This window comes from Aureimonas sp. N4, from assembly GCF_001463925.1.
Classification (GTDB): Bacteria; Pseudomonadota; Alphaproteobacteria; order Rhizobiales; family Rhizobiaceae; genus Aureimonas; species Aureimonas ureilytica_A.
On the sequence record NZ_BBWS01000039.1, the window covers coordinates 18530 to 44345 of the forward strand.

A 25816-nucleotide genomic window follows, 5' to 3' on the forward strand; every position below is an offset into this window, starting at 1 on the left:
AGGACGGATGGACGAACCATCCAGCGGACGCCCGGAAGTTGAAGGCGAAGTGCCGACACCCTCCCGCACCGGCGCGGAACGCTCCACCCGCAACCCGGAGCGCACGCGCGCCGCCATCCTCGAAGCAGCGCGCCGCGAAATCGCGGAAAAAGGGCTGGCGGGCGCGCGAGTCGATGTCGTGGCGCGCCGCGCGGGCACCAACAAGCGGATGATCTATCACTATTTCGGGGACAAGGACGCGCTCTATCTGGCCGTCCTTGAGGACACCTATCGCCATATCCGCCAGGCCGAGCGGCGCCTGGATCTGACACGCCGCGAGCCGGAGGAGGGCCTCGGCGAACTGGCCTTGTTCACTTGGCATTACTATCAGGATCATCCTGAATTCCTGAGTATTCTCGCCACGGAGAATCTCAACCACGCGCGCTATCTCCGGCAGGCGGAGGGCATTGCCGAGATGCACTCCAACTTCCTGAGCGAACTCTCCGACGTGCTGCGGCGCGGCGAAAAGAAGGGTGTCTTCAAGCCTGGCCTCGATCCCGTCACGGTCTATCTCACCATCGCCTCGCTTGGCTTCTTCTATCTGTCCAATCGCTATACGCTTTCGACCGTTTTCCGCCGGGATCTCCAGACGCGGGCCGAGTTGGACCGCTGGGGCGAGCATATCGTCGCGACCGTCCTCGCGACCGTCCGGCGCTAGTCTTGGTTGCGCCGCAACAACGGCGGGGCAGCGTCGAAAGCCGGTTGACAAGGCTTGGCTCTCGTCTCTCTAAATAACCAGATGGTTACAAGTCGGCGCTCGGGACAGCGCGATGTGCCGGCGGCCGGGAGGGCCGCGAGGGAGGACTTTCGATGAAGCGTATCGGTGTCATCATGCACGGCATCACCGGCCGCATGGGCTATAACCAGCATCTCGTCCGCTCGGTCGTGGCCATCCGCGCGCAAGGGGGCGTGACGCTCACGACCGGCGAGAAGGTGATGCTCGACCTGATTCTGGTGGGGCGCAACGGTGCCAGGATCGAGGAGATCGCCCGCCGCCACGGCATCGAGCGCTGGACGACCGATCTCGACGCGGCGCTCGCCAACCCGGACGACACGCTCTTCTTCGACGCCGGCACGACGCAGATGCGTGGGAGCCTGCTTGCCAAGGCGATCCGCGCCGGCAAGAACGTCTATTGCGAAAAGCCGATTTCCGACACGATGCCGGAAGCCATCGAAGTGGCGGAGCTCGCCGCCCGCTCGGGCGTGAAGCATGGCGTGGTACAGGATAAGCTTTTCCTGCCCGGCCTTCGCAAACTGGCCATGCTCAAAGACTCCGGCTTCTTCGGCAAGATTCTCTCGGTGCGCGGCGAGTTCGGCTATTGGGTCTTCGAAGGCGACTGGCAGCCGGCCCAGCGCCCGTCCTGGAACTACCGCTCCAAGGATGGCGGCGGCATCATCCTCGATATGCTCTGCCACTGGCGCTACGTGCTCGACAATCTCTTCGGTGAGGTCCAGGCGGTGTCGTGCCTCGGCGCGACACACATACCGCGCCGCGTGGACGAGCGGGGCCAGCCCTACGAGGCCGATGCGGACGACGCGGCCTATGCGACCTTCGAACTCGCCGGCGGCGTCATCGCGCAGATCAACTCGTCCTGGGCCGTGCGCGTGCGGCGCGACGATCTCGTGACCTTCCAGGTGGACGGAACCCATGGCTCGGCGGTCGCCGGCCTCACGAAATGCTGGACGCAGCACCGGGTCAATACGCCGAAACCCGTCTGGAACCCGGACCAGCCTCAGACGATCGACTTCCTGCGCACCTGGGACGAGGTGCCCGATAACATCGCCTACGATAACGGCTTCAAGGCGCAGTGGGAGATGTTCATCCGTCATATCGTGGAAGACGGCCCCTGGCCCTACGGGTTGATGGAAGGCGTGAAGGGCGTGCAGCTCGCCGAACTGGGGCTCCAGTCCTGGCGCGAGCGCCGCTGGCTCGACGTGCCCGCGCTCACGCGCCAGTCGATGGCGGCGTAAGACAACCGACATGACCGATCTTCAACTGCCGACCGAAGGGCGCGGTGTCGAGACCTACCGGCTGACCGGCACGCCCCTTCCGCTCACCCACCGCCGCGCGGAGGATTTCAACCGCGTCGCCTATGCCGCCGCCCATGTCGTGGCCGATCCGCTGGTGCCTTCCGATCCCTGGCTGGAGCCGGCGATCGACTGGGACGCGACCTTGCGCTTTCGCCACCGGCTCTGGGATCTCGGCCTCGGCGTCGCGGAAGCCATGGATACCGCACAGCGCGGCATGGGCCTCGGCTGGCCGGATGCTCAGGAGCTGATCCGCCGCTCGCTTCGCGAGGCGCGCTCTCGCGACGACGCGCTGATCGCCTGCGGCGCGGGCACCGATCATTTGGCGCCCGACCCCTTTCTGACGCTGGATCGGATCGCCTCGGCCTATGCGGAACAGACCGCCTTCGTGGAAGGCGAGGGCGGGCGCGTCATCCTGATGGCCAGCCGCGCGCTGGCGGCGAGCGCCAAGGGGCCGGACGATTATCTCGAAGTCTATGCCCGCGTTCTCTCGGGCGTGGACCAGCCCGTCATCATCCATTGGCTGGGCGAGATGTTCGACCCCGCGCTATCAGGCTATTGGGGCGCGGCCGATCACGACGCGGCGATGGACACCTGCCTCCGGATGATCGAGGCGAATGCCGCCAAGATCGACGGCATCAAGATTTCGCTTCTCTCCAAGGAAAAGGAGATCACCATGCGCCGCCGCCTGCCCGAGGGCGTGCGCATGTATACGGGCGACGATTTCAACTATGCCGAACTGATCGCGGGCGACGAAGCGGGCCATTCCGACGCCCTGCTCGGCATTTTCGACGCCATCGCGCCCGCCGCTTCGGCGGCGCTCGCCAGCCTGAAACGCGGCAGCACCAACGAGTTCCACGACATTCTGGAGCCGACCGTCGCGCTCTCGCGCCACATCTTCCGCGCGCCGACGCGCTTTTACAAGACGGGCGTCGTGTTCCTCGCCTGGCTCAACGGCTTGCAGGATCATTTCACCATGGTCGGCGGCCAGGAAAGCGCGCGCTCCACGCTGCATTTCGCCGAGCTGTTCCGCCTCGCGGACCGCGCCAACGTGTTGGCCGACCCGGACGAGGCGGCGCGGCGCATGGGGCAGTTCCTGGCCGTGCGGGGGATCGCGCCATGAGCGTCCCCGGCCTGTCCATCAATTTCGCGACCGTGCGCCAGGGCGGCTCCTTCGGGGCGATCGTCGATGCGTGCCTGCGCCACGGCATCACGGCCATTTCGCCTTGGCGCGAGCATGTGGAGGCGGCGGGCCTTGCAGAAGCCGCGCGGATCGTGCGCGAAAACGGATTGCGCGTTTCCGGCCATTGCCGGGGCGGCTTCTTTCCCGCCCGTGACGAGGCCGGGCGGCGCGCGGCCTTCGAGAGTAACCGGCGCGCCGTGGACGAGGCGGCGGCGCTGGGTGCAGCCTGTCTCGTCATGGTGGTCGGCGGTCTTCCACCGGGCTCGCGCGATCTGCCGGGCGCGCGCGCCATGGTGGCGGACGGCATGGCCGAGCTTCTGCCCTATGCGCGAGCCGCCGGCGTGCCGCTCGCGATCGAGCCGCTCCATCCTTGCTATGCCGCCGACCGGGCCTGCATCAATATGCTGGGCCAGGCACTCGACCTCGCCGACACATTGGGAGAGGGCGTCGGCGTCGCGATCGACGTCTATCATGTCTGGTGGGACCCGGATCTCGCCGCGCAGATCGCCCGCGCCGGGCGAAACGGGCAGATCCTCGCCCATCATATCTGCGACTGGCTGGTGCCGACCAAGGACATCCTCAACGATCGCGGCATGATGGGCGACGGGGTGATCGATCTCAAGGCCTTCCGCCAGATGATCGAGGCGGCCGGCTTTCACGGCCCGCAGGAGGTCGAAATCTTCTCGCATGATTGGGGTGCGCGGCCGATCGACGAGGTTCTGGCGACCTGCGTCGAGCGGTTCGAAGCGTTGTGTTGAAGACGAGGGCCGGAGGGGACGCCCCTGGCCCGTATGAATATGCCCGCGCTTTCGCGGGTCGGGAGGAATGATGGAACAAGCAAGACAGCGCATCCGCTACGCGCTGGTGGGAACCGGCAATCGCGGCACGACCATGTGGGGGCGCGAGCTTCTGGCGGGCTGGAGCGAGTTCGTGGAACTCGTCGGCATCTGCGATCTCAACCTCATGCGCGCGGAGCGGGCGCGCACCATGATCGGCTCCACCGCGCCGCTCTATGCCGATTTCGACGCGATGCTCGCCGAGCTGAACCCCTCGCTGGTGATCGTCTGCACGCCCGACGATACGCATGACGACCTGATCGTGCGCGCGCTCGAAAGCGGCGCGGATGTCATCAGCGAAAAGCCGATGACGACGACGCCCGAAAAGATCGCCCGCATCCGCGAGGCCGAGGCGCGCACGGGACGGCGCGTGGATGTCTCGTTCAACTATCGCTTCTCGCCGACCTCCGCGCGCATCAAGGAGCTGATCGCGGAGGGCGCGATCGGGGAGGTCACCTCGGTGGATTTCCACTGGTACCTCGATAACCAGCACGGAGCCGACTATTTCCGCCGCTGGCACGCCTTCACGAAACATTCGGGCTCGCTCTTCGTCCACAAGGCGACCCACCATTTCGACCTGTTGAACTGGTATCTCGACAGCGATCCGGTCGAAGTAAAGGGCTTCGGCCAGCTGCTTCATTACGGGCGCAACGGCCCGTTCCGGGGCGAGCGCTGCCGCACCTGCCCGCACACGGGCGAATGCGACTATTATTTCGACCTCTCGGCCGACAAGTTCCTCGATACGCTCTACGAAGAGCCCTCCAGAGTCGATGGTTACGTGCGCGACGCCTGCGTGTTCCGCGAGGACATCGACATTCCCGATACGATGACGGCCTCGATCCTCTATCGCAGCGGGGTTCAGGTTTCCTATTCGCTCAACACCTACATGCCGATCGAGGGGCATCACATCGCCTTCAACGGCCATCGCGGGCGCATCGAGCTGCGTCAATACGAGCGCCAGCCCTGGAGCGTGCCGCCCGCCGACGAGATCGTGGTGATCAAGAGCTTTGGCGGCGGCACGGAGCACATCTGGGTGCCGCACGAGCCGGGCGGCCATTATGGCGGCGACAATCGGATGCGCGACATGATCTTCAAGCCGGGCTCCAACGACCGCCTGCGCCAGCGCGCCGGCTCTCGCGCGGGCGCCATGTCGGTTCTCTGCGGCCTCGCGGCGCTGGAAAGCTCGCGTGCGGGCGGGGCGGTCGCGATCACGCCGCTCTCACCGGAGATCGCGCGCTGACGGCTTATCGTGCTTGAGGTCCTGACCGCCGGAGCGAGTCGGCTTCGGCGGTTCGTTCCAGAGAAGAGCGGCGGGCGATCAGCGCAGCCCGAACCAGAGCAGAGATGGGGCGATCCCGCGCCTGACGTTGCCTCGCCGGCATGTCCGAAGCTCGGGCCGATCTCGCCATGGACGACGGTCCGGACCCGTCCACCATCATCCGTAAGCCTTTGTGCAGGCCCGACCTGGTTTGGGTTCGAGATCGACAGGGAAAAGCAGCGCGGGCATCAGCCCAGATGAAAGGGAGGAGTGCTCGTCGAACAGATCGAACTGGACGACGAGCGCCAAGTAAAGCTTGCCGTCATCTCCCTGCACGATCGCCGTCACGAGACGGAAGAGCCTTTCCCCTATGCCGGCGTGCGACCAGCTCCGGAACTTGGCGTGAACTGCGCTCCTCTTGCCGAATACTTTTGGCAGATCACGCCAGCGGGGCATGTTGCCTGCCATCCACCGGATCGCATTCCCGAACAATCGCTTGTCCACGCCGCTGTGAGCCTGCATCCCGGTCCGCTCAGCAGATGGGCAGACCGCTTCTGACCGGCGCCTAGTGGTATAGGACCCGGCGTCATTCGGACCTCCCGACACGACCGTCGAGCTGCTTTTGGTTGGAGCCCAGATCAGTCTCGGCCCTCAGACCATCGTATCGCCGCGCATGAGCATGTCGCCCATCGATCCGGTGAATCGATGCGCCGTCGAACGCCGTGAGGCTGCTTTGCCTCGCCCCAACCACGCGGCCGAGACAGGGAAGTGCCCTCCGCGCTCCAGCGGCTTTTTGCTTGATGATGCCCTGCGGAGCGCGGCGCGAGGGGCCGAAGCGACGGCGAGGCTCAGGCGCGTCTCTCCCAATGCAGCCATCCTCCCAGCTCTCCACTCGTCAGCCGGTTCACATCCTGTTGCGAAATCCTTCACGCAGACGGTTGACAGATTCGAATTTAAACGTCAGCCTAAACCTTAGTCGCAGGGCAAGGATGCCCAAAAATGCGACAGACGATGGACCATAGAATTTTGGCAGTTTCGCCCCGCAGCAATTCTTGCTGAGGGGTTTTGTTCGTTGGGCGGTTCGATGACATCTCTGCGCATACCGATCGGCATCGTCTTCTCCGCCACCGGCTCCTACGGAACGGTCGGGCGGACGATGCAAAACGGCGCGCTTCTGGCCTGCCGACAGATCAATGCCGAGATGGGCGGGGCGCTCAGCATCGAGCCGACCGTGATCGACCCCGGCAGCTGCCTCGACGCCTATGCCCCCGCCATGGAACAGCTTCTGTCGCGCGGCATCCGCCATGTGGTCGGCTGCTACACCTCCTCCTCGCGCAAGGAGGTGATCCCGATCTTCGAGAAGCGCGACGGGCTGCTCTGGTATCCGACCCATTACGAGGGGTTCGAAAGCTCCGACAACGTCGTCTATACCGGGGCCGCGCCCAACCATCACATCCTGCCGCTGGTGGAATTCCTGGTCGCGCGGCACGGCAAGCGCGCCTTCTGCATCGGCTCCAACTATATCTGGGCCTGGGAAAGCAACCGCGTCCTGCGCGACGAGCTGATGCAGCGCGGCGGTTCGGTGCTGGCCGAGCGCTATCTGCCGGTCGGCGAAACCGAGATGGCCCATATCGTCTCGGCCGTTCTCGACGCCAAGCCCGATTTCGTCTTCAACTCGCTGATCGGCCAATCGGCCTATGCCTTCTTTCGAGCGATGCGCACTGAATGCGCCGCGCGCGGCATCGACCAGATCCGGACGATGCCGATCGCCAGCTGCAACCTGTCGGAGCCCGAACTGGTCGAGATCGGCGCCGAGGCGATCGACGGCCATCTCTCCTCGTCGGTCTATTTCGCCAGCGTCCAGACGGCGGCCAACCGCGCCTTCGTCGCCGATTACACCAGCCAGTTCCCGCAGGGGCCCGCCGCGTCCAGCGAGGCGGAGGCGGCCTATATTGCCGTGCGGCTCCTGGCCAAATCCGTCTTGGCAGCGGGTACGGACGATATCTCGCGTGTCAAAGCCTTTGTCGGCGGGCAGACGCTGGACGCCCCGCAGGGCCTCGTCTCCATCGATCCGGGCACGCTGCACGCCTATCTGACGCCGCGCATCGGCCGCTCGCGGGCGGACGGGCAGTTCGACATCCTCCTGGAAGCCCCGGCTCCGGTGCGACCGGACCCCTACCTCGTGCGGTCCTCGGCGGCCCTCGAACAGCCGATCCTGCGCCCCATGCTGAAGGTCGTGTCATGAGCATCGCCCGTCTCGTCCAGAACTTCAGCCAGCGCCGCGCCCTGATCGCCTCTCGCGACGCGCGCGCCATCGAGGCGCTGACCGGCACGCTCCAAAAGCTCGGGCTCGGCGTCGAGGGGATCGAAGCCGGCGAGAGCGGCCTCGACCTCGGAGGGGCGGGTGCCGACCCCGCGCGCGACATTCTGTTTCTCGACGGCGACCTGAACCTGGGCGCGACCTCCTCGCCCGAGGCGGTTCTGCCGGCGATCCCGGTGATCGGTCTGGTGGGCGTCGAAGCGCCCAGCCGCCTGCGCACGCTGGTCACGGCGGGCGCGACCGCCTTTCTGCCCAAGCCCGTCTATGGCGGCTCGGTCTATTCGGCGCTCTATCTCGGCGTCAACGAGCATGCGCGGCGCGCCCGGCTCCAGGCCGATGTGGAAGAGCTGGAAGCGCGCCGCCGCCTGCGCCGGCACGTCATCCGCGCCGTGGTCGATCTCATGGCCGCGCGCGGCATCGACGACGAGGCAGCCTACCAGATCATCCGGCGCGAGGCGATGCGCGAGCGCCTCGGGCTGGAAACCTATTGCGAACGGCTGGCCCTCCAGCGGGCCGGATCGTCGCATGTCGATACGGCGAGCCCGACCCTGCGGGCCGCCGCGGACTGATCCTCCCACTCCTACAGGAGACACATGATGAAGAAGCGATCCTCCGGCGCCCTCGCGGCGCTCGGAACACTCCTCCTATTGTCCGGTGCCGCCTTCGCGGCCGACCCGATCAAGCTCGGCGTGCTCGAGGACCAGTCCGGCGATTTCGCCGTGGCGACGATCGGCAAGCTGCACGGCATCCAGCTCGCCACCGACGAGATCAACGCCGCCGGCGGCATCGCCGGTCGCCCGCTCGAACTCGTGGTCTACGACACGCAGTCCGACAACACGCGCTATCAGGAGTTCATGCGCCGCGTGCTCCAGCGCGACAAGGTGAACGCGGTCTTCGCCGGCTTCTCCTCCGCCTCGCGCGAAGCCTATCGGCCGATCGTCAACCAGTTTGATGCGCTCGCCTTCTACAACAATCAGTACGAGGGCGGCGTCTGCGACGCCAATATGATCGTGACGGGCGCTGTCCCCGAGCAGCAGTTCTCGACGCTCCTGCCTTATATGCTCCAGACCTACGGCAAGAAGGTCTACACGATCGCGGCCGACTATAATTTCGGCCAGATCTCGGCCGAATGGGTGCGCAATATCGTCAAGGAGAATGGCGGCGAGATGGTGGGCGAGGAGTTCATCCCGCTCGGTGTGTCGCAGTTCTCGCAGACCATCCAGAACATTCAGGCGGCCAAGCCCGACTTCGTGGTGACGCTGCTCGTTGGTACGGCGCAGGCCTCCTATTACGAGCAGGCGGGCGCGGCCAACCTCGCGCTGCCCATGGCGTCCTCGGTCAATGTCGGCCAGGGCTACGAGCACAAGCGCTTCAAGCCGCCCTCCCTCGCCAATATGTACGCGACGGTGAACTATATCGAGGAAGTCGATACGCCCGCCTCCAAGGCTTTCGTGGAGAAGTGGCACAAGAAGTTCCCGGACGAGCCTTATATCAACCAAGAAGCCGAGAACTCCTACACCGCCACCTATCTCTACAAGACGATGATCGAGCGCGCCGGCGGCAAGACCGACAAGGAATCGCTGCGCGCCGAGATCGCCAAGGGCGATGTCTGCTTCGACGCGCCGGAGGGCAAGGTCTGCCTCGACCCCAAGAGCCAGCACATGTCCCACACGATCTATCTCGCGAAGGTCGGCGACGATCACTCGATCTCCTTCCCGAAGGTCTGGAACGACATCAAGCCCTACTGGCTGGGCGAGGCCGGCTGCGACCTGACCAAGAACGACCCGAGCGCGCAGTACACGCCCTCCAACCCGCCGCCCAAGGGCTGACGGCTCGCATGTGACACCCAAGCCGGCCGGGTGGCTTTAAACGCCCGGCCGGTTCCTCCCGACGGCTCACAGACATCGGATGGCACGATGGACGTCCTCTACGGCGCCTTCACCTTTCTCTACCAAGCGGGCGACGCCTTCGCCTTTCTGGTTCTTTCCGCCTGCGGCCTCGCCGTGATCTTCGGCATGATGGGCGTCATCAATCTCGCCCATGGCGAGTTCATCCTCTGCGGGGCCTATGTCTCGGCCAGCGCCGCGCGCATGGGCCTGCCGCTGCCGCTCGCGATCCTTCTGGGCGCTGTCGTCTCGGGCCTTGTCGGCATGGCGCTGGAGCGTATCGTCATCCGCCATCTCTACGACCGGCCGCTGGATACGATCGTCGCGACCTGGGGCATCTCGATGATCGCCACCCAAGGCACGCTCATTCTGCTCGGCTCCTCCATGCCCGGCACCGGCACGCCCTTCGGCTCCTTCGCCGTCGGCCCCTATACCTATTCCGTCTATCGCCTCGTGCTCGTCGGCGCGGCGCTGCTTCTTCTGCTCTGCCTCTGGCTGCTCTTCACCAAGACGCGCTTCGGCACGCTGGCCCGCGCCACGATCCAGGTGCCGCACATCGCCGAAGCCTTGGGCGTCAACACCAATCTCGTCTACGCCCTGACCTTCGGCCTCGGCGCGGCGCTGGCGGGTCTCGCCGGCGGGCTCTATGCGCCGACCATGACGCTGGTTCCGACCATGGGCTCGGCCTTCGTGGTGGAAGCCTTCGTCACGGTCGTCGTCGGCGGCGCGGATGTCTTTCTCGGCACGGCCCCGGCCGCCGCGATCCTCGGAATCGTCAAGGCCGCGCTCACCTCCTGGCAGGGCCAGCTCTTCGGGCAGATCGGCCTCTTGGTCGCCGTCATCGTGGTGATCCGCGTGCTGCCGCGCGGCATTTCCGGCTTCATTCTGCGCGAAAGGGCCTGAGCGATGGCCACGAAACCCAAGCGGCCCGGCCCGCTCGCCCTGATCGAAGGCCCGCAGACGCTCGGCAAGGGGCGCAAATTCTGGGTGCCCTTCGCCCTCGTCCTCCTCGCCGCCTGCCTCTATCCGCAGTTCGCGGACGGATACGACGTCGGCAACAATGTCTACTTCTTCAACTGGGCCTTCATGGCCATGGGCCTCAGCCTGATCTGGGGCTATGGCGGCGCGCTCTCCTTCGGCCAGACCGCCTTCTTCGGCGTCGCCGGCTATACCTACGGCATCATCTCGATCAATTTCGGCGATGCCTACGGGCTGACGCTGTTTGCGCTTCTGGCCTCCGTCGCGGCCTCGGCGTTGCTTGCCGCCATTCTCGGCTATTTCCTCTTCTTCGGGCGCATCTCGGGCGTGTTCCTGGGCATCGTCACCCTGTCGGTGACGCTGGTTCTGGAGCGCTTCATGTCGCAGACGGCGGGGCCGGAATGGCGCGTCGGCTCGGCCCGGCTCAACGGGTTCAACGGCATGGGCGGCATGCCCTCGCTCACCATCCCCTGGCCCGGCGGCGACATCGCGCTTTTTCCCGACGTGCCGCTCTATTACGTCACTCTGGCGCTTCTGGTGGTCGTCTATCTGGCCTTGCGGATGCTCGTGAACTCGCGCTTCGGCAATGTTCTGGTCGCCATCCGCGAGAACCCGCAGCGCGCCGAAATGCTCGGCTACGACATCCGCCGCTATCAGCTCGCCGCCTTCGTCATCGGGTCGGCGCTGGCGGGGCTCTCGGGCGTCCTCTACACATCCTGGGGCAACTACATCACGCCCGCTTCCATGGGCATGACGGCGGCCTCGCTGCCCATCGTCTGGGTCGCGGTCGGCGGGCGCGCGGACCTCACCACCACGCTTCTCGGCACGCTTCTGGTGCTCGCCGGCTTCCAGGCGCTGACGATCTACGGCAGCCAGTATGCGCTGGTCGTGATGGGACTCCTCTTGGTGCTCACCGTCCTGATCGCCCCGAACGGTCTCGTCTATGGGCTCGGCACGCTTCTGTCCGGCCGCCTGCGCCGGCGCGTGCGCGAACGGGAGGCGGTGTGATGACGGCGATCCTGGAAACCCGCGCGCTCAACAAGTGGTTCGGCGGCCTGCATGTGACGGGGGGAGTGGATTTCACGCTCAAGACCGGCGAAATCCATTGCCTGATCGGCCCGAACGGCGCGGGCAAGAGCACCTTCTTCCGGCTGATCCTCGGCGAGCATCTGCCGACCAGCGGGGCGATCCTGTTCGAAGGGGCCGAGATCACCCGCGAAAAGCCCTTCCAGCGCATCCGGCGCGGCATCTCGGTGAAGTTCCAGGTGCCGGGCATCTTCAAGGCGCTGTCCGTGCGCCAGAACCTTCAGATCGCGCTCCAGCACCATCAGGCCGGCCACTCGCTCGCCGAGGAGATCGACCGGCTTCTGGAGTTCCTGAAGCTGAAGGACGCCGAGCGCACGCTGGCGGGCAATCTCAGCCACGGGCAGAAGCAATGGCTGGAAATCGGCATGGCGATCGCGCTCAAACCCCGGCTCCTGCTTCTGGACGAGCCGACCGCCGGCATGACGCCGGACGAGACGTTTGCCACCGGCGAGATGGTCCAGGCGCTGAACCGCGAAGGGGTCAGCGTTCTCGCCGTCGAGCACGACATGGCCTTCGTGCGCCAGATCGCCCAGGCCGTCACCGTCCTCCACTTCGGCAAGATCTTCGCCCAAGGCTCGATCGAGGAGATCGTCGCCGACGAGCGCGTGGCCGCCATCTATCTCGGAGACGTCCATGCGTAGAGAGGTGATCCTCAACACGGTCGGCCTCTGGTCCGGCTATGGCGGCAAGCCCGTGCTTCAGGGCGTCGACATGGAGGTGCGCGAGGGCGAGATCGTCGCCGTGATCGGGCGCAACGGCGTCGGCAAGTCCACGCTGATGAAAAGCCTGATCGGGCTTCTGCCCTCCGACAAGGGCTCGGTCGTGTTTCGCGGCCAAGCCATCGACGCGCTCTCGGCCCACAAGCGCGCCCGGCTGGGCGTCGGCTATGTCCCGCAGGGGCGCGACGTCTTTCCGCGCATGAGCGTGTTGGAAAATCTGGCGGTCGGCGAATCCATCGCCGGCCAGCGCGCGCCGAAAGAGCGGCTCGACCAGATCTTTTCCTTCTTTCCGATCCTCGCCGAGCGGCGGCATCAGCGCGCCGGCACCATGTCGGGCGGCCAGCAGCAGCAGCTCGCCATCGGCCGCGTGCTGATGGGCGCGCCCGCGCTGATCCTTCTGGACGAGCCCTCCGAGGGCATCCAGCCCAATATCGTGCAGGACATCGCCCGGATCATGGTGGAGCTGAACCGCACGACCGGCGTCACGGTGGTCTTCGTGGAGCAGAATATCGACATGATCCGCGCCATGGCGAGCCGCGCCTATGTGATGGACAAGGGCCGCATCACCAACGAGATCGCGCCGGACGCGCTGGAGGACCGCGACGCGGTTCGCCGCTACCTCGCCGTCTGAGCGCATCACCCCACCCACAAGATACCAAGCAGGAGGAGGCTCTGACATGAGCTGGTTTCAGGATTCCCTCATGGCCCGCCGGGCCGTCGCCAAGGGCGAAGCGCGCAGCGAACACGCCATCACCGAGGAAACCCAAGGCAAGTATCATTATGTCTACGGCGCCTTCGTTGAGCCGGTTCTGACCGTCGATCCCGGCGCGGTGGTCTCGGCCGAGACGCATGACGCCTTCGAGGGCGCGATCCAGACCGAACGGGACATGCCCAGCGAAAAGCTGAACTTTCCCTATCTCAACCCGCAGAACGGCCCGATCTACGTCAACGGCGCGGAGAAGGGGGATTGCCTCGCCGTCTATATCAAGAGCATCGTGCCCCGCGGGCCGCAGCCGCGCGGCACCACGGTTCTGATGCCCGAGTTCGGCGGCCTCGTGCCCACCGCCGACACCGCGCTTCTCACCGAGCCGCTGCCTGAACGGGTCAAGAAGCTGCATGTCGACGCCGAGACGGGCGTCCAATGGAACGACCGGATCACGCTGCCCTACGAGCCTTTTATCGGCACGATCGGCACCGCGCCCGAGATCGAGGCCATCTCCTCGCTGGTGCCGGACTACTATGGCGGTAACATGGACCTGCCCGATGTCGCGCCGGGCGCGGTGATCTATCTGCCGGTCAACACCAAAGGGGCCTATCTTTATCTCGGTGATTGCCATGCCGCGCAGGGCGATGGCGAGCTGTGCGGCGTCGCCGTCGAGCATCCGACCGTCACCACCGTTCAGATCGATCTCATCAAGGGCTGGACGATCCGCACGCCGCGCTTGGAGAACGAGAGCTTCTACATGACGGTCGGCTCGTCCCGCCCGATGGAGGACGCCGCGCGCGGGGCCTATCGCGAGCTGATCCGCTGGCTCGCCAAGGATTTCGGCTTCGAGGAACTCGACGCTTATATGCTGCTCACCCAGTGCGGCCGCATCCGTCTCGGCAATATGGTCGATCCCAAATACACGGTCGGCGCGTCCATCCTGAAATCGATCGCCGGCACGCCGCGCTGATCCCGGGCCGGCCGCCCCGCCATGGGCGCGGCCGGCCTTCTCCCGCCTTTTTCGCTTCCTTTCGCCCGGAGCCCCTCGATGCCCGCCCCGTTCAAGGCCGCCGCCGTTCAGTTCGAGCCCACCATGTTCGAGAAGGAGCGCAATATCGCGGGGCTTCTCGCCCTTGTCGGTGAGGCTGCCGACCGGGGCGCGCGGCTGATCGTGACGCCCGAAATGGGGACCACCGGCTATTGCTGGCACGAGCGGGCCGAGGTCGCGCCTTTCGTGGAGCCGATCCCCGGCCCGACCACGGAGCGCTTCGCGGCGCTCGCCCGCGCGAAGAACTGCTTCATCGTGGTCGGGATGCCGGAGGTCGATCCCACGACCGATCTCTACTACAACTCCGCCGTGCTGATCGGCCCCGAAGGCGTCGTCGGTACGCATCGCAAGACCCATCCCTATATTTCCGAGCCCAAATGGGCGGTCTCGGGCGATCTCGGGCATGAGGTCTTCGAGACCGAGATCGGGCGCATCGCGCTCCTGATCTGCATGGACATCCACTTCATCGAAACGGCGCGGCTCGCGGGCCTCAAGGGCGCGGACGTCATCTGCCACGTGTCGAACTGGCTGGCCGAGCGCACGCCCGCGCCCTACTGGATCAATCGCGCCTTCGAGAACGGCTGCTATCTGATCGAGGCGAACCGCTGGGGGCTGGAGCGGGGCGTCCAGTTCTCGGGGGGCTCCTGCATCATCGCGCCGGACGCAACGATTTTGAGTGTTGTGGATGGCGGCGACGGCATCGCCACCGCCGAGATCGACCCCGCGCTCGCGCGCGCGCGCACCGTCTGGGGCGAGCCGATCTTCAGGCAGCGCCGCCCCGAGCTGTACCGGGAGCTGATGACCAACACCTTCGCCTGGAACCCCGGCGATTTCTTCCGCCTCTACGGCCACCAGCCACTGCCCGAGGGGCGGCAGGCCAAGGTGGCGGCGGCGCAGATGCATCCGGGCGACGACGCCCGCAGCAATCTGCGCGAGATCGGTCGGATCGCGCGCGCGGCGGCGGGGGAGGGGGAGGGGGCCGAACTCGTCGTGTTCCCGGAACTCGCGCTGACCGGCCTCGCGCGCCCGAGCGAGAAGGCGATTGGAGCCGACAGCCCGATCCTCATCGATCTTCAGGGCCTCGCGGCCGAACTGAAGCTCCATCTCGTCGTGGGCTTTGCCGAGCGGGACGGGGCGCGCTCGTTCAACAGCGCCATCCTCGTGGGGCCGGAGGGCGTCCTCGGGGTGTATCGCAAGATCCACCTGACCGAGGCCGAGAAGAGCTGGGCCGAGCCCGGCGAGGTCTGGGCCCTTTTCGACCTGCCCTTCGGAAGGCTGGGCCTTCTGATCGGGCACGACATGAGCTTTCCGGAAGCCGGCCGCATTCTGGCGCTGAAGGGCTGCGATCTCATCGCCTGTCCGGCCGCGATCCGCGATCGGTTCCACGCCGGCCACGAGGGCACCAGCGTCGCGCAGCCCGCGCCCATCCCGACCGGGCCGGACCCCCTGCACTGGCACCAGTACCGGGTGCGCGCGGGCGAGAACAATTGCTGGCTGGCCTTCGCCAATGTCCACGCGCCTCTCGACGGTTATCCCGGCCATTCCGGCGTCTTCGGCCCTGACACGTTCCTGTTTCCCCGGCAGGAAACCGTGGTCCAGGGCAACGGGAGCTATGCGCTCATGACCGTGGACACCGGCAGTCTGGGCGGGCCCTATCCCACCCATGTGGTGCGCCGGAAGGATCTGGTGCTGATGCGCCAGCCCCATCACTACCGCGACCTGATCGCCCCGCGCGCGACGTGATCGCAGAGGCGGGCGTCCCGCGATGGTCCGGTATTCCCGATAGCCAAGCTGGACGGAACGGGATTTCGCGGCCGAATGGTCTCCTCGCAGCAGAGCAGGCGCGACAGCTCGACGCCCGGTGTCCCATGTCCCGATCCCCAATCGGACTGCCCCGCTATCCTGCCGGCGGAAACGATGAGCCCGGCATAGCCGTCCCGTCGTATCAGCAACCGATCGTCGGCCGCGACACCAGAGGCATACGGGAGCCGACCGGCATCGTCCGCACGTTCGCCGCCCTCGCCGGTGGTGGGGGCGGGCAGGATTGCCCACGCGGCCATCGTGGCATCGCCGAACGTCAGCCTCGACCAAGGCGCGCCTTTGAACAGATGGCCGCAACGTTGCTCACGAGCGAACGTGCGACTCCAGCGAGGAGACCGTGCCGCCGCGCTGATGGCGATGCCTCATCGAGGCGCGGATGGCGAGGCCACCTGGGACATCGACAACCAGGGCTGGCTGTTTTCTCCGCAACCTCGTCGCGGGCAACTCCGTGAACAAGGCCGTCCTGTTCAGCCTTCCAGGCCGGCCTATCACCGTGCACGCGCTCGACGATCAGTCGCCACGGCACGGTCCGGCCGTGTCGAGCGCGATCCGAACGAGCTTCGATGCAACGCCCGCGAGCCGATCCGTGCCTGCATCGACGCGGCCGAAATCGACCCCCATGATAGCGGGCATTGGCAGCGCCGACCATGGCAACGAGCACTCTCTCGTGGGCGCAGCGGGCGAGCCGGTGCTTGGCATTCCGTTTCTCGATAGGCGCCCGGTTGGAATGGCGGAACGTCCATCCCGACACGTTCCATGTCATCGACCTGCGGGTGCGGGCCTTCTAACAGCCGAGCCCGGCGATCAAAACCCATGACAAGGGCGGCTACCGATCCGTCCGCGCTCTCGCCCCAGCACTCGGGGCCTTCTGGAGCGAGCCGACAACCCGCCATTCGACCAGAGAGTGTCGAGCCCGGCCGGGTGGCGGGTTTATAAGTGTTCGCCCGTCGCCGTCTCGCCAAGGATGGCTGCGCAGCCTGACTCTTCCTGCGCTTGAAATGCGGGCGAAGCTCTTGAAGCAGGGCCTCACACCCTGGATGATCCCCCTATGGCGCCGCCGCGTCGGAGTGACGACCATGAGTTCTCTTCCCCCCGATCCTCGCCTCGATCTTGGCCGCTACAGCCACATCGTGGTGGGCGCGGGCTCGGCGGGCTGCACGCTCGCCAACCGCCTGAGCGCCGACCCGAAGAACAGCGTTCTGCTTCTGGAAGCCGGCGGCTCGGATCGCTACCACTGGGTCCATATCCCGGTCGGCTACCTTTATTGCATGGGCAATCCGCGTACGGACTGGGGCTATGCCACCGAGGCGGAGGCGGGGCTGAACGGCCGACGCCTCGCCTATCCGCGTGGCAAGGTCATGGGCGGCTGCTCGTCCATCAACGGCATGATCTATATGCGCGGACAGGCGGCCGACTACGACCGCTGGCGTCAGCTCGGCAATGCGGGCTGGGGCTGGGACGATGTCCTGCCGCTGTTTCTGAAATCCGAGAACCATCACGCGCTGGCCGGCCCGTTCCACAGCCAGTCCGGCGAACTGCGCGTGGAAAAGCAGCGCCTGTCCTGGCCGATCCTCGACGCGATCCGCGAGGCGGCGGAGGAGATGGGCGTGCCGCCCATCGAGGACTTTAATAGGGGCGACAATTTTGGCTCGTCCTATTTCGAGGTGACGCAGAAAGCTGGTTTCCGCTTCAACGCCGTGCGCGCCTTTCTATCGCCGATCCGGCATCGCAAGAACCTGCGCATTCTGACCCAAGCTCAGGCCGAGCGTATCCGGGTCGAGGAAGGGCGCGCGACCGGCCTGGATCTCAGGCTCGATGGGCGACCGGCGAGGGCGCAGGGCGAGATCGTTCTGGCGGCGGGCGCGATCGGCACGCCGCAGCTTCTCCAGCTATCCGGCATCGGCCCTGCCGAGCTGCTGCGGCGGCATGGGATCGAGGTTGTGCTCGACCGCCCCACGGTCGGCGAGAATCTGCAGGACCACCTGCAAATCCGCACGGCCTTCCGCATCGAAGGCGCGCGCACGCTCAACGAATGGCAGGCGACGCTAATCGGCAAGGCGCAGATCGGGCTGCAATATGCGCTAAGGCGCTCCGGGCCGATGGCCATGGCCCCGAGCCAGCTCGGCATCTTCATGAAGTCCGATCCACGCTTCGAAACGGCCAATATCGAATTCCATGTGCAGCCGCTGTCACTCGATCGGTTCGGGCAGCCGCTCGACGCCTTTCCCGCGATCACCGTGTCGGTCTGCAATCTGCGCCCGGAGTCGCGCGGCAGCGTGCGCATTACCTCGCCCGATCCCTTTGTCCCGCCCGCGATCGCGCCGAACTACCTCTCCACCAATGGCGACCGCGAAGTGGCGAGCGCCTCGATCCGCGCCGCGCGCCGTCTCATGGCGACCAAACGCCTGGAGCGCCACCGCCCGCAGGAGTTCAAGCCCGGCGTGCATCTCCAGAGCGACGAGGATCTGGCGCGCGCCGCCGGTGATATCGCAACCACGATCTTTCATCCGGTCGGCACGGCGCGCATGGGGGCGGACCCGGACGCGGTGGTCGATCCGCAACTTCGCCTGCGCGGCATCGCGGGCTTGCGCGTGGCCGATTGCTCGATCATGCCCACCATCGTCTCGGGCAATACCCATGCTCCGGCGGTGATGATCGCGGAAAAAGCCGCCGAGATGATCCTCGCCGATCGTTGAAGGCGGCGGCTCGCTGAGGAAGGGGGAGGGGGCTGGGCCGCATCACCGCTGCCTCGTCCGCCTTGCCGTTCGCGCGCGCGCCTCCCTTTCGAGCGACACGGCGGAGAGGGGCCGAGACTAGGCATCAACCCGTCCACCCCTGATCGAGTCTCCATCCGGTGACATGCCGCGCCGTCCATCCCCTTGCGGTCGCGTCGAGAAGGGACGACACGCCACGCCGGATATGGATTGACAGCCACAAAGTTATCGGTAACATCACGCCATGATGATTGGGAGGTTGTCATGAGCGAGCTTCGGTTCGAAGGGGTCGCCAAGCGTTTCGGCGGGACGCAGGCGCTGAAGGGCGTCAGCTTTTCCGTGCGGTCCGGCGAGGTCGTGGCGCTGCTCGGCGAGAACGGCGCGGGCAAGTCCACCATCATCAAAATCTTAGGGGGCATCCACAAGGCCGATACCGGGCGCATCGCCATCGACGGAACGCCCTATGCCCATGAGAGCGAGGGGTCGGCGGGCGCGCGGCGCGCCGTCGCCTTCGTGCATCAGGATCTCGGCCTGATCGAATGGATGACGATCGCCGAGAACGTCGCCATGGCCAACGGCTATCCAAGGCGCGGCGGGGGCAAGCGCGGGCTGGTCGATTGGGCGGGCGTGCGGGCTCAGGCTATCGAGGCGTTGGCGCGGCTCGGCTGCGACTTCGACCCGGACACGCGCGTGTCCTCCCTGTCGCGCACCGAAAAATCTCTGGTCGCAATCGCGCGCGCGCTCGCCACGGACTGCGAATTCCTCGTGCTCGACGAGCCGACCGCCAGCCTTCCCGCCGACGAGGTGGAGAAGCTGATGGGCGCAGTGCGCCGGCTCGCGGCAGGGGGCGTCGGCGTCATCTATGTCTCGCACCGGCTGGACGAAATCTTCCGCGTCGCCGACCGCGCCGTGGTGCTGCGCGACGGCGCGCTGGCGGGGGAGGGGCGCATCGCCGACCTGACGCCGGCTGATCTCATCGCGCAGATCGTCGGCACCGGCTCGCTGAAGCTCTACGAGAAACTGCCCGCGCCGGCGGAAGCGAAGGCCCGCGTGACGGTGCGTGGCCTCACGACAGCGGGGGCGGGGCCGGTCGATTTCGACATCCGCCAGGGCGAGATCCTCGGGCTGGTCGGCCTGCGCGGCGCGGGGCAGGAGGCTGTGGGGCGCGCGCTGTTCGGGGCGCAGGCGCATTCGGGCGCGGTCACGATCGATGGCGCGGCGCCCGATCTTTCCTCCATGCGCGCCGCGCTCGAAAGCGGCATCGGCCTCGTGGCGCGGGACCGGGCGGAAGAATCTGTCGCGGCCGCCCTGTCGGTGCGCGAGAATGCTTTTCTCAATCCCGGCGCGTTCGGCCGCAAGCTTCTGTCCTTCCGTTCGCCGGCAAGTGAGAGCCAGGCCGCGCGTGAGCTGGGCCGGCGCATCGGCCTTCGCCCCAACGACCCGGATCTGGCCATCGAGGGGCTGTCGGGCGGCAATCAGCAGAAGGTCATCGTCGGCCGCTGGCTGGAAACCGGCCGCCGGCTCCTGATCCTCGAAGACCCGACGGCGGGCGTCGATGTCGGGGCCAAGGCCGAAATCTATCGCCTCGTGGAAGCGGCGGTCGCCGCCGGCCTCGCCGTGCTCGTGGTCTCCACCGATTTCGAGGAGGTGGCGACGCTCTGCCACCGCGCGCTCGTCTTCAATCGCGGCGCAATCATCGCGGAGCTGAACGGTGAGGCTGTGACGACCGAGCGCGTCATCGCCGCCGCCAGCGCTTCGGAAGCCGCCTGAGACCCAATCTGCCGGCTCCCGTGCTCGCCGAGCCGTCTGCCTAACCGACTTCGCGCCGCGCCCTGAAACCGGCGGCGGGCAGAGGACGGCCAAGAATATGCGTTGCCGGCAGCGACCGCCGGCAGCGGAAGGCCAGGACGATCCGACCCGGCCATGAGTCCAGACCGTCTCTCAGGAGGCGCGCGAAGGCCGGATCGATCCGGCCGCATCCCTCATGCCCGCCGGCGCGCCCGCAGAGCGCGAGCGCGTCGTGCGATCTTCACACTCCCTCGCCGCCTACCGGCCGCGAGGTCCCAACAGCCCTGGCGCACGCGGGAGACGCTTCATGAATTCCATCAAATCCAACGCGCTGGAGCCGACGCGCGCCGAAATGCGCGGCCTGTCGCCCGGTCAGGCGGCGATGCGCCTTCTGCCGGTCTACGGCCTGCCGATCCTGACGCTGGCGCTGATCCTCCTGTTCGCGATCCTCCTGCCGCGCACCTTCCCGACCCTCCTGAACCTGCGCTCCATCGTCTCGGACAAGTCGATCATCGCGCTCCTCGCGCTCGCCGCCATGATCCCGATGACGGCGGGCAAGATCGACCTGACGGTCGGCTACGGCATCGTGCTCTGGCATATTCTGGCGATCTCGCTGCAAACCGCCTTCGGCATTCCCTGGCCGGTCGCGGTGCTGATCGTGCTGGCGCTCGGCGCTCTGGTCGGCCTGCTCAACGGGCTTCTGGTCGAGGTCGCGCAGATCGACAGTTTCATCGCGACGCTCGGCATGGGCACGGTGCTATATGCGCTGGCGCTCTGGTACACGGGCGGTCGGCAGGTCGTCGCGCCCTTGCCTGAAGGTTTTCTGGCGCTGAACGGCACCATGATCTTCGGGCTTCCGATCGGTGGTTTCTATGTCTTAGGGCTGGCGATCTTCCTCTGGCTCGTTCTCGAATATACGCCAGTCGGTCGCTACCTCTACGCCATCGGCGCCAACCCCAAGGCCGCCGCGCTGAACGGCATTCCCGTGCGCCGCTTCACCATGGCCACCTTCGTCGCCTCCGGCTTCCTGACGGCGCTGACGGGCGTGCTGCTGGCCTCCAAGCTGCGCATCGGGCAGGCGAGCGTCGGGCTCGAATATCTCCTGCCGGCCCTCGTCGGCGCGTTTCTCGGCTCGACCACGATCAAGCCCGGCCGCGTCAATGTCTGGGGCACGGTGGTCGGCGTGATCGTGCTCGCGGTCGGCATTTCAGGCATCCAGCAGTTCGGCGGCTCCTTCTATGTCGAGCCCCTGTTCAACGGCATGACGCTGCTCGTCGCCATCGGCATCGCCGCCTACGCCCAGCGCCGGCGCGGCGCGAAGTAACGAAACCGGCCCGCCGGGAGGAAACGGACGGGCCACGACAAGACATAATCGGGAGGAAACCCATATGAAGACGCTTCTCTCCGCGCTGCTCCTCGGCGGTGCCCTCATGATCGCGGCCGCGCCGGCCGCGCGCGCCGATGCGATGGCGGACGCCAAGGCGACGGTGGACAAATACGCTTCCAAGGTGACGAAATGGGACGGGCCGACATCCGGCCCGAAGATCGCCAAGGACAAGACCATCGTGGTTCTGGCCGGCGACATGAAGAACGGTGGCATTCTCGGCGTGGTCTCGGGCATCGAGGAAGCGGCCAAGGCCGCCGGCTGGACGGTCCGCACGATCGACGGCGCGGGCTCCATCTCGGGCCGCACGGCGGCGGTGGGACAGGGCATCGCGCTGAACCCGGACGGGATCGTCGTCGCCGGCTTCGACGCGGTGGAGCAGCAGGCGGGGCTGGAGCAGGCCAAGAACGCCAAGATCCCGATCGTCGCCTGGCACACCGCGCCGGAAGTCGGCCCCGTGCCGGCAGCAGGCGTCTTCGCCAATGTGACCACCGACCCGATGCAGGTGGCGAAAGCCGCCGCCGACTGGGCCTATGTCGATGCCAAGGGCAAGCCGGGCGTCGTGATCTTCACCGACAGCACTTACGCGGTGGCCATCGCCAAGGCCGACGCGATGAAGGCCGAGATCGAGAAGCTCGGCGGCACGGTGGTCGAATATGTCGATACGCCCATCGCCGAGACCTCCACCCGGATGCCGCAGCTCACCACCTCGCTGCTCCAGCGCCATGGCGATGCCTGGACGCACTCGCTCGCGATCAACGATCTCTATTTCGACTTCATGGGCCCTTCGCTGGCGGCGGCGGGCATTGCGGGCGACGGCAAGCCGGTGAATGTCGCGGCGGGCGACGGTTCGGAATCGGCCTATCAGCGCATCCGCTCCGGCCAGTATCAAGCCGTCACGGTCGCCGAGCCCCTGAAGCTTCAGGGCTGGCAGCTGGTGGACGAGCTGAACCGCGCCTTCGCGGGCCAGCCCTGGTCCGGCTACGTCTCGCCGCTCCACATCGTCACCAAGGCCAATATCGAGTTCGACGGCGGCCCGAGCAACGCCTTCGACCCCGACAACGGCTATCGCGACGCCTACAAGACGATCTGGGGCGTGAAGTAAGCGGCATAGCCGCCATGCCCGCCCCGCCGCGCGCCTCCTTCGCGGCGGGGCTCCCTTCCCGATCGATCCGACGAGACCCAAGCCATGTTCATCCGTTGCGCCTTTTTTCGTGGCCGCGCCAAGCCGGGCCACGAGGCCGAATTCACCGCCTATGTGCGCGAGAAGCTCGTGCCGCTCTGGACGCGCTTTCCGGGCGCGGAGGAAGTACGCGTCCTCCGGCAGGAGGAGGCCGATGTCGCCGACCCGCATTTCGAGATGGTGCTGCAGGTCCGCTACGCCTCGCGCGAGGCGATCGAGACGGCGCTCGCCTCCGACGTGCGCTACGAGTCCCGCGAGGTGACGAAGGGCTTGCTGGATCTTTACGAGGGCGACATCTTCCACACCGTCTTCCGCGCCGACGACTACGCCCTGCAGACAGACTGAGCCTGAGATGAGTGAGACCTATATCGTCCACGACGACCGCTTCCGCGCCCTCTTCATCGGCCATGCCAAGCTGGAGAAACTCTGGACGGGCGGGCGCTGGGTGGAAGGGCCGGTGCATGTCCCCTCGGCCAAATCCGTGCTCTGGTCGGACATTCCGAACGACCGGGTGATGCGCTTCGACGAGTGCGACGGCTCGGTCTCGGTCTTCGAGGGCCCCTGCGGCTACCACAACGGGCATACGCTGGACGCCGAGGGCCGCATCGTCGCCTGCGAGCATGGTGGGCGGCGCATCTCGCGGCTCGATCATGACGGCGTCTGGCGAAACCTTGTCTCGCATTGGGAGGGCAAGCGCCTCAACTCGCCCAACGATGTGGTGGTGAAGCGCGACGGCACGGTCTGGTTCTCCGACCCGACCTATGGCATCGACTTCCACTACGAGGGCCACCGCGCCCCGTCCGAGATCGGCGCGTCCAACGTCTATCGGCTGGACCCCGCGACGGGCGAGTTGACGGCCGTGATCACCGACATGCTGAAGCCGAACGGGCTCTGCTTCTCGCCCGATGAATCGATCCTCTATGTCTCCGACACGGGCAAGACCCACGATCCCGCCTGCGAGCCGGTGATCCGCGCCTATCCCATGGTGGACGGGCGCACGGTGGGGGAGGGGCGTCTCTTCGCGCGCTCGCCCAATGGCTTCTTCGACGGGTTCCGCACTGATACGAACGGCAATATCTGGGCCTCCAACGCCGATGCCGTCTGCGTCTATGCGCCCGATGGCACGCATATCGGCTCGATCCCGGTGGAAGAGATGGTCTCCAATCTCTGCTTCGGCGGGCCAAAGAAGAACCGGCTCTATATCACCGCGCAGACTTCGCTCTATGCGATCTATGTCAACGCGCATGGGGATGGCTGGCGGGATTGAGCCGCCACCCAGGCAAACAACCCTTTCCAAATCCATTCAGTTTTGTTACCGATAACAGTGACGAAGCGGCCCGTAACGGTCGCACGGAGGAGACCGAACCCATGCGCGCCGCCGTGATCCACGCCGCCAAGGACCTACGCCTCGACGAGCGCCCCGAACCTGATCTCGCGCCGGGCGACGTTCTCGTGCGCTTCGGCGCGGGCGGCATCTGCGGATCGGACCTCTCCTACTGGGGCAAGGGCCGCGTCGGCGACTTCGCGCTGCGCGAGCCGCTGGTGCTCGGTCATGAGGTGGCCGGCGAGATCGAGGCGCTGGGCGAGGGCGTGTCGGGTCTGGCCATCGGCCAGCGTGTCGCGGTCAACCCGAGCCGGCCCTGCCTCCATTGCGACTATTGCCGCGCCGGGCGCTCCAATCTCTGCCGCAACATGCGCTTCTTCGGCTCGGCGGCGATGTTTCCGCATGTGCAGGGCGGCTTTGCCGAGCGCTTCACCTGCCGCGCCGATCAGGCCGTGCCGGTGCCCCCGGACATGCCGCTGGCCAAGGCCGCGCTCGCCGAGCCTCTGTCGGTCGCGATCCATGGTCTGACCCGCGCGGGCGATCTCTTGGGCAAGCGCGTTCTCATCACTGGCGCGGGGCCCATCGGCATGTTGCTGACGCTGGCCGTGCGCCATGCCGGCGCGAGCTTCGTCGCGGTCACCGACCTCGTGGACGAGCCGCTGGCGCTGGCTCGGCAGGCCGGCGCGGACGAAACGATCAATGTCGCGACCTCGCCCGAGCGCCTCGCCGCCTTCGAAGCCAACAAAGGCACGTTCGATATCGGCTTTGAGGCGACCGGCGCGCCGCCCGCGCTCGGCTCCCTGGTGCGCGCCATCCGTCCGGGCGGGCGCATCGTCCAGCTCGGCATGATGCCACCGGGCGAGGTGGGCGTGTCCGTCAACATGCTGATGGCGCAGGAGATCGACCTCGTCGGCGCCTTCCGATTCTGCGAGGAGTTCCACACGGCGGTGGACTGGCTGGCCAACGACCGGATCGACGTGAAGCCGGTCATGTCGGCCGAGATGCCGATGAGCGATCTCAGCCAAGCCTTCGAGATGGCGGCCGATCGCAAGCGCGCCATCAAGGTCCACCTGCATTTCTGAGATGAGCATCCACACGCGCAGCGCCCTGTTCGAAGGCACGATCCGCCCCGGCTGCGAGGAGGCCTTCTACGACCTCGTCATGGCCGAGCTGATGCCGGTCTGGCGGGACATGCCGAACGCCTTGGCCGTGCGCGTGCTCCGCACCGAGCGGCGCGAGGACGGCGCGCCCGCGCTCGTTCTGGTGCAGGAGATCGACTACCCGTCGGCTGAGGCCGTGGCGGAGGCGGAAGCCTCGCCCGTGCGGGCACGCGGCGCGCCGGTGATGGAAAAGCTGATGACGCTGTTCGACGGCACGCTGCGCCATGTGGTCTACCGGCGTCTCGCCTGAGAGACCGCAAACGATGCCGAGCCACGCTCGAACGCGCGGATCGACCGAGCGAAAGAAGATGACCATGGCCCGACACAAGAAGGCTGGCCGAGAGGCCGAGGTCCA

General features: G+C 66.6%; 22 protein-coding genes and 1 pseudogene. 22 read left to right on the forward strand and 1 reads right to left on the reverse strand.

What is annotated here, in order from left to right; translation table 11 throughout:
- Positions 1 to 7: 7 nt before the first annotated feature.
- The 5 genes from AUL28_RS11560 (at position 8) to AUL28_RS11580 (ending at position 5326) form a co-directional block, all read left to right on the forward strand.
- Entirely contained in the window at positions 8 to 697 is a 690-nt protein-coding gene (locus AUL28_RS11560) for a TetR/AcrR family transcriptional regulator (protein ID WP_062232600.1), read from the forward strand.
- 152 nt (positions 698 to 849) lie between these two features.
- A complete protein-coding gene (locus AUL28_RS11565) occupies positions 850 to 2010 on the forward strand; it encodes a Gfo/Idh/MocA family protein (protein WP_062232603.1) in 1161 nt (386 codons plus the stop codon).
- A gap of 10 nt (positions 2011 to 2020) precedes the next feature.
- Complete coding sequence (locus tag AUL28_RS11570; RefSeq protein WP_062232606.1) at positions 2021 to 3190, forward strand: dihydrodipicolinate synthase family protein; 1170 nt, start codon at positions 2021 to 2023, stop codon at positions 3188 to 3190.
- Positions 3187 to 4008, forward strand: coding sequence for a sugar phosphate isomerase/epimerase family protein (locus tag AUL28_RS11575; RefSeq protein WP_062232609.1), 822 nt, complete (start codon positions 3187 to 3189; stop codon positions 4006 to 4008). Before AUL28_RS11570 ends, AUL28_RS11575 begins: the two co-directional genes overlap by 4 nt.
- A gap of 70 nt (positions 4009 to 4078) precedes the next feature.
- Positions 4079 to 5326 (forward strand): Gfo/Idh/MocA family protein, encoded by a 1248-nt coding sequence (locus AUL28_RS11580; protein ID WP_062232711.1) that lies wholly within the window; start codon positions 4079 to 4081, stop codon positions 5324 to 5326.
- Between the two features lie 372 nt (positions 5327 to 5698).
- Here the strand turns inward: AUL28_RS11580 and AUL28_RS23675 are convergent.
- Positions 5699 to 5950: pseudogene (locus tag AUL28_RS23675) on the reverse strand (transposase); the annotation flags it as partial.
- Positions 5951 to 6428: 478 nt separating this feature from the next.
- Between AUL28_RS23675 and AUL28_RS11590 the strand changes: the two are divergent.
- The 17 genes from AUL28_RS11590 to AUL28_RS11670 all read left to right on the forward strand — a co-directional run bounded on the left by AUL28_RS11590 (position 6429) and on the right by AUL28_RS11670 (position 25711).
- Positions 6429 to 7589, forward strand: coding sequence for a transporter substrate-binding domain-containing protein (locus AUL28_RS11590; protein WP_062232713.1), 1161 nt, complete (start codon positions 6429 to 6431; stop codon positions 7587 to 7589).
- Positions 7586 to 8233 (forward strand): ANTAR domain-containing response regulator, encoded by a 648-nt coding sequence (locus tag AUL28_RS11595; RefSeq protein ID WP_192843448.1) that lies wholly within the window; start codon positions 7586 to 7588, stop codon positions 8231 to 8233. Before AUL28_RS11590 ends, AUL28_RS11595 begins: the two co-directional genes overlap by 4 nt.
- Positions 8234 to 8257: 24 nt before the next feature.
- Positions 8258 to 9493, forward strand: a complete 1236-nt coding sequence (locus AUL28_RS11600) for an urea ABC transporter substrate-binding protein (protein WP_058598786.1) — start codon at positions 8258 to 8260, stop codon at positions 9491 to 9493.
- A gap of 87 nt (positions 9494 to 9580) precedes the next feature.
- A complete protein-coding gene (locus tag AUL28_RS11605; RefSeq protein ID WP_062232613.1) occupies positions 9581 to 10453 on the forward strand; it encodes an ABC transporter permease subunit in 873 nt (290 codons plus the stop codon).
- 3 nt (positions 10454 to 10456) lie between these two features.
- On the forward strand, positions 10457 to 11536 hold the full coding sequence (locus AUL28_RS11610; protein WP_062232615.1) for a branched-chain amino acid ABC transporter permease: 1080 nt from the start codon (positions 10457 to 10459) through the stop codon (positions 11534 to 11536).
- Positions 11536 to 12255, forward strand: a complete 720-nt coding sequence (locus AUL28_RS11615) for an ABC transporter ATP-binding protein (RefSeq protein WP_062232617.1) — start codon at positions 11536 to 11538, stop codon at positions 12253 to 12255. Before AUL28_RS11610 ends, AUL28_RS11615 begins: the two co-directional genes overlap by 1 nt.
- Positions 12248 to 12964 (forward strand): ABC transporter ATP-binding protein, encoded by a 717-nt coding sequence (locus AUL28_RS11620; RefSeq protein ID WP_062232620.1) that lies wholly within the window; start codon positions 12248 to 12250, stop codon positions 12962 to 12964. Before AUL28_RS11615 ends, AUL28_RS11620 begins: the two co-directional genes overlap by 8 nt.
- Before the next feature lie 46 nt (positions 12965 to 13010).
- Positions 13011 to 14009: an acetamidase/formamidase family protein gene (locus tag AUL28_RS11625; RefSeq protein WP_062232623.1), complete on the forward strand. Its 999-nt coding sequence runs from the start codon at positions 13011 to 13013 to the stop codon at positions 14007 to 14009.
- Positions 14010 to 14087: 78 nt separating this feature from the next.
- Positions 14088 to 15830: a nitrilase-related carbon-nitrogen hydrolase gene (locus tag AUL28_RS11630; protein WP_062232718.1), complete on the forward strand. Its 1743-nt coding sequence runs from the start codon at positions 14088 to 14090 to the stop codon at positions 15828 to 15830.
- Positions 15831 to 16984: 1154 nt separating this feature from the next.
- Positions 16985 to 18604 carry a GMC family oxidoreductase gene (locus AUL28_RS11635; RefSeq protein WP_062232721.1) on the forward strand — a complete coding sequence of 540 codons (1620 nt, stop codon included), beginning with the start codon at positions 16985 to 16987 and terminating at the stop codon, positions 18602 to 18604.
- Between the two features lie 282 nt (positions 18605 to 18886).
- Positions 18887 to 20392, forward strand: a complete 1506-nt coding sequence (locus AUL28_RS11640; RefSeq protein WP_062232626.1) for a sugar ABC transporter ATP-binding protein — start codon at positions 18887 to 18889, stop codon at positions 20390 to 20392.
- Between the two features lie 325 nt (positions 20393 to 20717).
- Positions 20718 to 21734 carry an ABC transporter permease gene (locus AUL28_RS11645; RefSeq protein ID WP_062232629.1) on the forward strand — a complete coding sequence of 339 codons (1017 nt, stop codon included), beginning with the start codon at positions 20718 to 20720 and terminating at the stop codon, positions 21732 to 21734.
- Positions 21735 to 21798: 64 nt separating this feature from the next.
- Positions 21799 to 22899, forward strand: a complete 1101-nt coding sequence (locus AUL28_RS11650; protein WP_062232632.1) for an ABC transporter substrate-binding protein — start codon at positions 21799 to 21801, stop codon at positions 22897 to 22899.
- A gap of 84 nt (positions 22900 to 22983) precedes the next feature.
- On the forward strand, positions 22984 to 23322 hold the full coding sequence (locus tag AUL28_RS11655) for an antibiotic biosynthesis monooxygenase (RefSeq protein ID WP_062232635.1): 339 nt from the start codon (positions 22984 to 22986) through the stop codon (positions 23320 to 23322).
- Positions 23323 to 23329: 7 nt separating this feature from the next.
- Entirely contained in the window at positions 23330 to 24244 is a 915-nt protein-coding gene (locus AUL28_RS11660) for an SMP-30/gluconolactonase/LRE family protein (RefSeq protein WP_062232639.1), read from the forward strand.
- Positions 24245 to 24345: 101 nt separating this feature from the next.
- Positions 24346 to 25383, forward strand: coding sequence for an L-idonate 5-dehydrogenase (locus tag AUL28_RS11665; RefSeq protein WP_062232642.1), 1038 nt, complete (start codon positions 24346 to 24348; stop codon positions 25381 to 25383).
- 1 nt (position 25384) lies between these two features.
- On the forward strand, positions 25385 to 25711 hold the full coding sequence (locus tag AUL28_RS11670) for a hypothetical protein (RefSeq protein ID WP_156419974.1): 327 nt from the start codon (positions 25385 to 25387) through the stop codon (positions 25709 to 25711).
- Positions 25712 to 25816 lie beyond the last annotated feature (105 nt).

What these genes read in the sequence shown, in the direction of transcription:
- AUL28_RS11560 (WP_062232600.1), top strand. Translation starts at nt 8, where the DNA reads ATGGACGAACCATCCAGCGGACGCCCGGAAGTTGAAGGCGAAGTGCCG.
- AUL28_RS11565 (WP_062232603.1), top strand. Translation starts at nt 850, where the DNA reads ATGAAGCGTATCGGTGTCATCATGCACGGCATCACCGGCCGCATGGGC.
- AUL28_RS11570 (WP_062232606.1), top strand. Translation starts at nt 2,021, where the DNA reads ATGACCGATCTTCAACTGCCGACCGAAGGGCGCGGTGTCGAGACCTAC.
- AUL28_RS11575 (WP_062232609.1), top strand. Translation starts at nt 3,187, where the DNA reads ATGAGCGTCCCCGGCCTGTCCATCAATTTCGCGACCGTGCGCCAGGGC.
- AUL28_RS11580 (WP_062232711.1), top strand. Translation starts at nt 4,079, where the DNA reads ATGGAACAAGCAAGACAGCGCATCCGCTACGCGCTGGTGGGAACCGGC.
- AUL28_RS11590 (WP_062232713.1), top strand. Translation starts at nt 6,429, where the DNA reads ATGACATCTCTGCGCATACCGATCGGCATCGTCTTCTCCGCCACCGGC.
- AUL28_RS11595 (WP_192843448.1), top strand. Translation starts at nt 7,586, where the DNA reads ATGAGCATCGCCCGTCTCGTCCAGAACTTCAGCCAGCGCCGCGCCCTG.
- AUL28_RS11600 (WP_058598786.1), top strand. Translation starts at nt 8,258, where the DNA reads ATGATGAAGAAGCGATCCTCCGGCGCCCTCGCGGCGCTCGGAACACTC.
- AUL28_RS11605 (WP_062232613.1), top strand. Translation starts at nt 9,581, where the DNA reads ATGGACGTCCTCTACGGCGCCTTCACCTTTCTCTACCAAGCGGGCGAC.
- AUL28_RS11610 (WP_062232615.1), top strand. Translation starts at nt 10,457, where the DNA reads ATGGCCACGAAACCCAAGCGGCCCGGCCCGCTCGCCCTGATCGAAGGC.
- AUL28_RS11615 (WP_062232617.1), top strand. Translation starts at nt 11,536, where the DNA reads ATGACGGCGATCCTGGAAACCCGCGCGCTCAACAAGTGGTTCGGCGGC.
- AUL28_RS11620 (WP_062232620.1), top strand. Translation starts at nt 12,248, where the DNA reads ATGCGTAGAGAGGTGATCCTCAACACGGTCGGCCTCTGGTCCGGCTAT.
- AUL28_RS11625 (WP_062232623.1), top strand. Translation starts at nt 13,011, where the DNA reads ATGAGCTGGTTTCAGGATTCCCTCATGGCCCGCCGGGCCGTCGCCAAG.
- AUL28_RS11630 (WP_062232718.1), top strand. Translation starts at nt 14,088, where the DNA reads ATGCCCGCCCCGTTCAAGGCCGCCGCCGTTCAGTTCGAGCCCACCATG.
- AUL28_RS11635 (WP_062232721.1), top strand. Translation starts at nt 16,985, where the DNA reads ATGAGTTCTCTTCCCCCCGATCCTCGCCTCGATCTTGGCCGCTACAGC.
- AUL28_RS11640 (WP_062232626.1), top strand. Translation starts at nt 18,887, where the DNA reads ATGAGCGAGCTTCGGTTCGAAGGGGTCGCCAAGCGTTTCGGCGGGACG.
- AUL28_RS11645 (WP_062232629.1), top strand. Translation starts at nt 20,718, where the DNA reads ATGAATTCCATCAAATCCAACGCGCTGGAGCCGACGCGCGCCGAAATG.
- AUL28_RS11650 (WP_062232632.1), top strand. Translation starts at nt 21,799, where the DNA reads ATGAAGACGCTTCTCTCCGCGCTGCTCCTCGGCGGTGCCCTCATGATC.
- AUL28_RS11655 (WP_062232635.1), top strand. Translation starts at nt 22,984, where the DNA reads ATGTTCATCCGTTGCGCCTTTTTTCGTGGCCGCGCCAAGCCGGGCCAC.
- AUL28_RS11660 (WP_062232639.1), top strand. Translation starts at nt 23,330, where the DNA reads ATGAGTGAGACCTATATCGTCCACGACGACCGCTTCCGCGCCCTCTTC.
- AUL28_RS11665 (WP_062232642.1), top strand. Translation starts at nt 24,346, where the DNA reads ATGCGCGCCGCCGTGATCCACGCCGCCAAGGACCTACGCCTCGACGAG.
- AUL28_RS11670 (WP_156419974.1), top strand. Translation starts at nt 25,385, where the DNA reads ATGAGCATCCACACGCGCAGCGCCCTGTTCGAAGGCACGATCCGCCCC.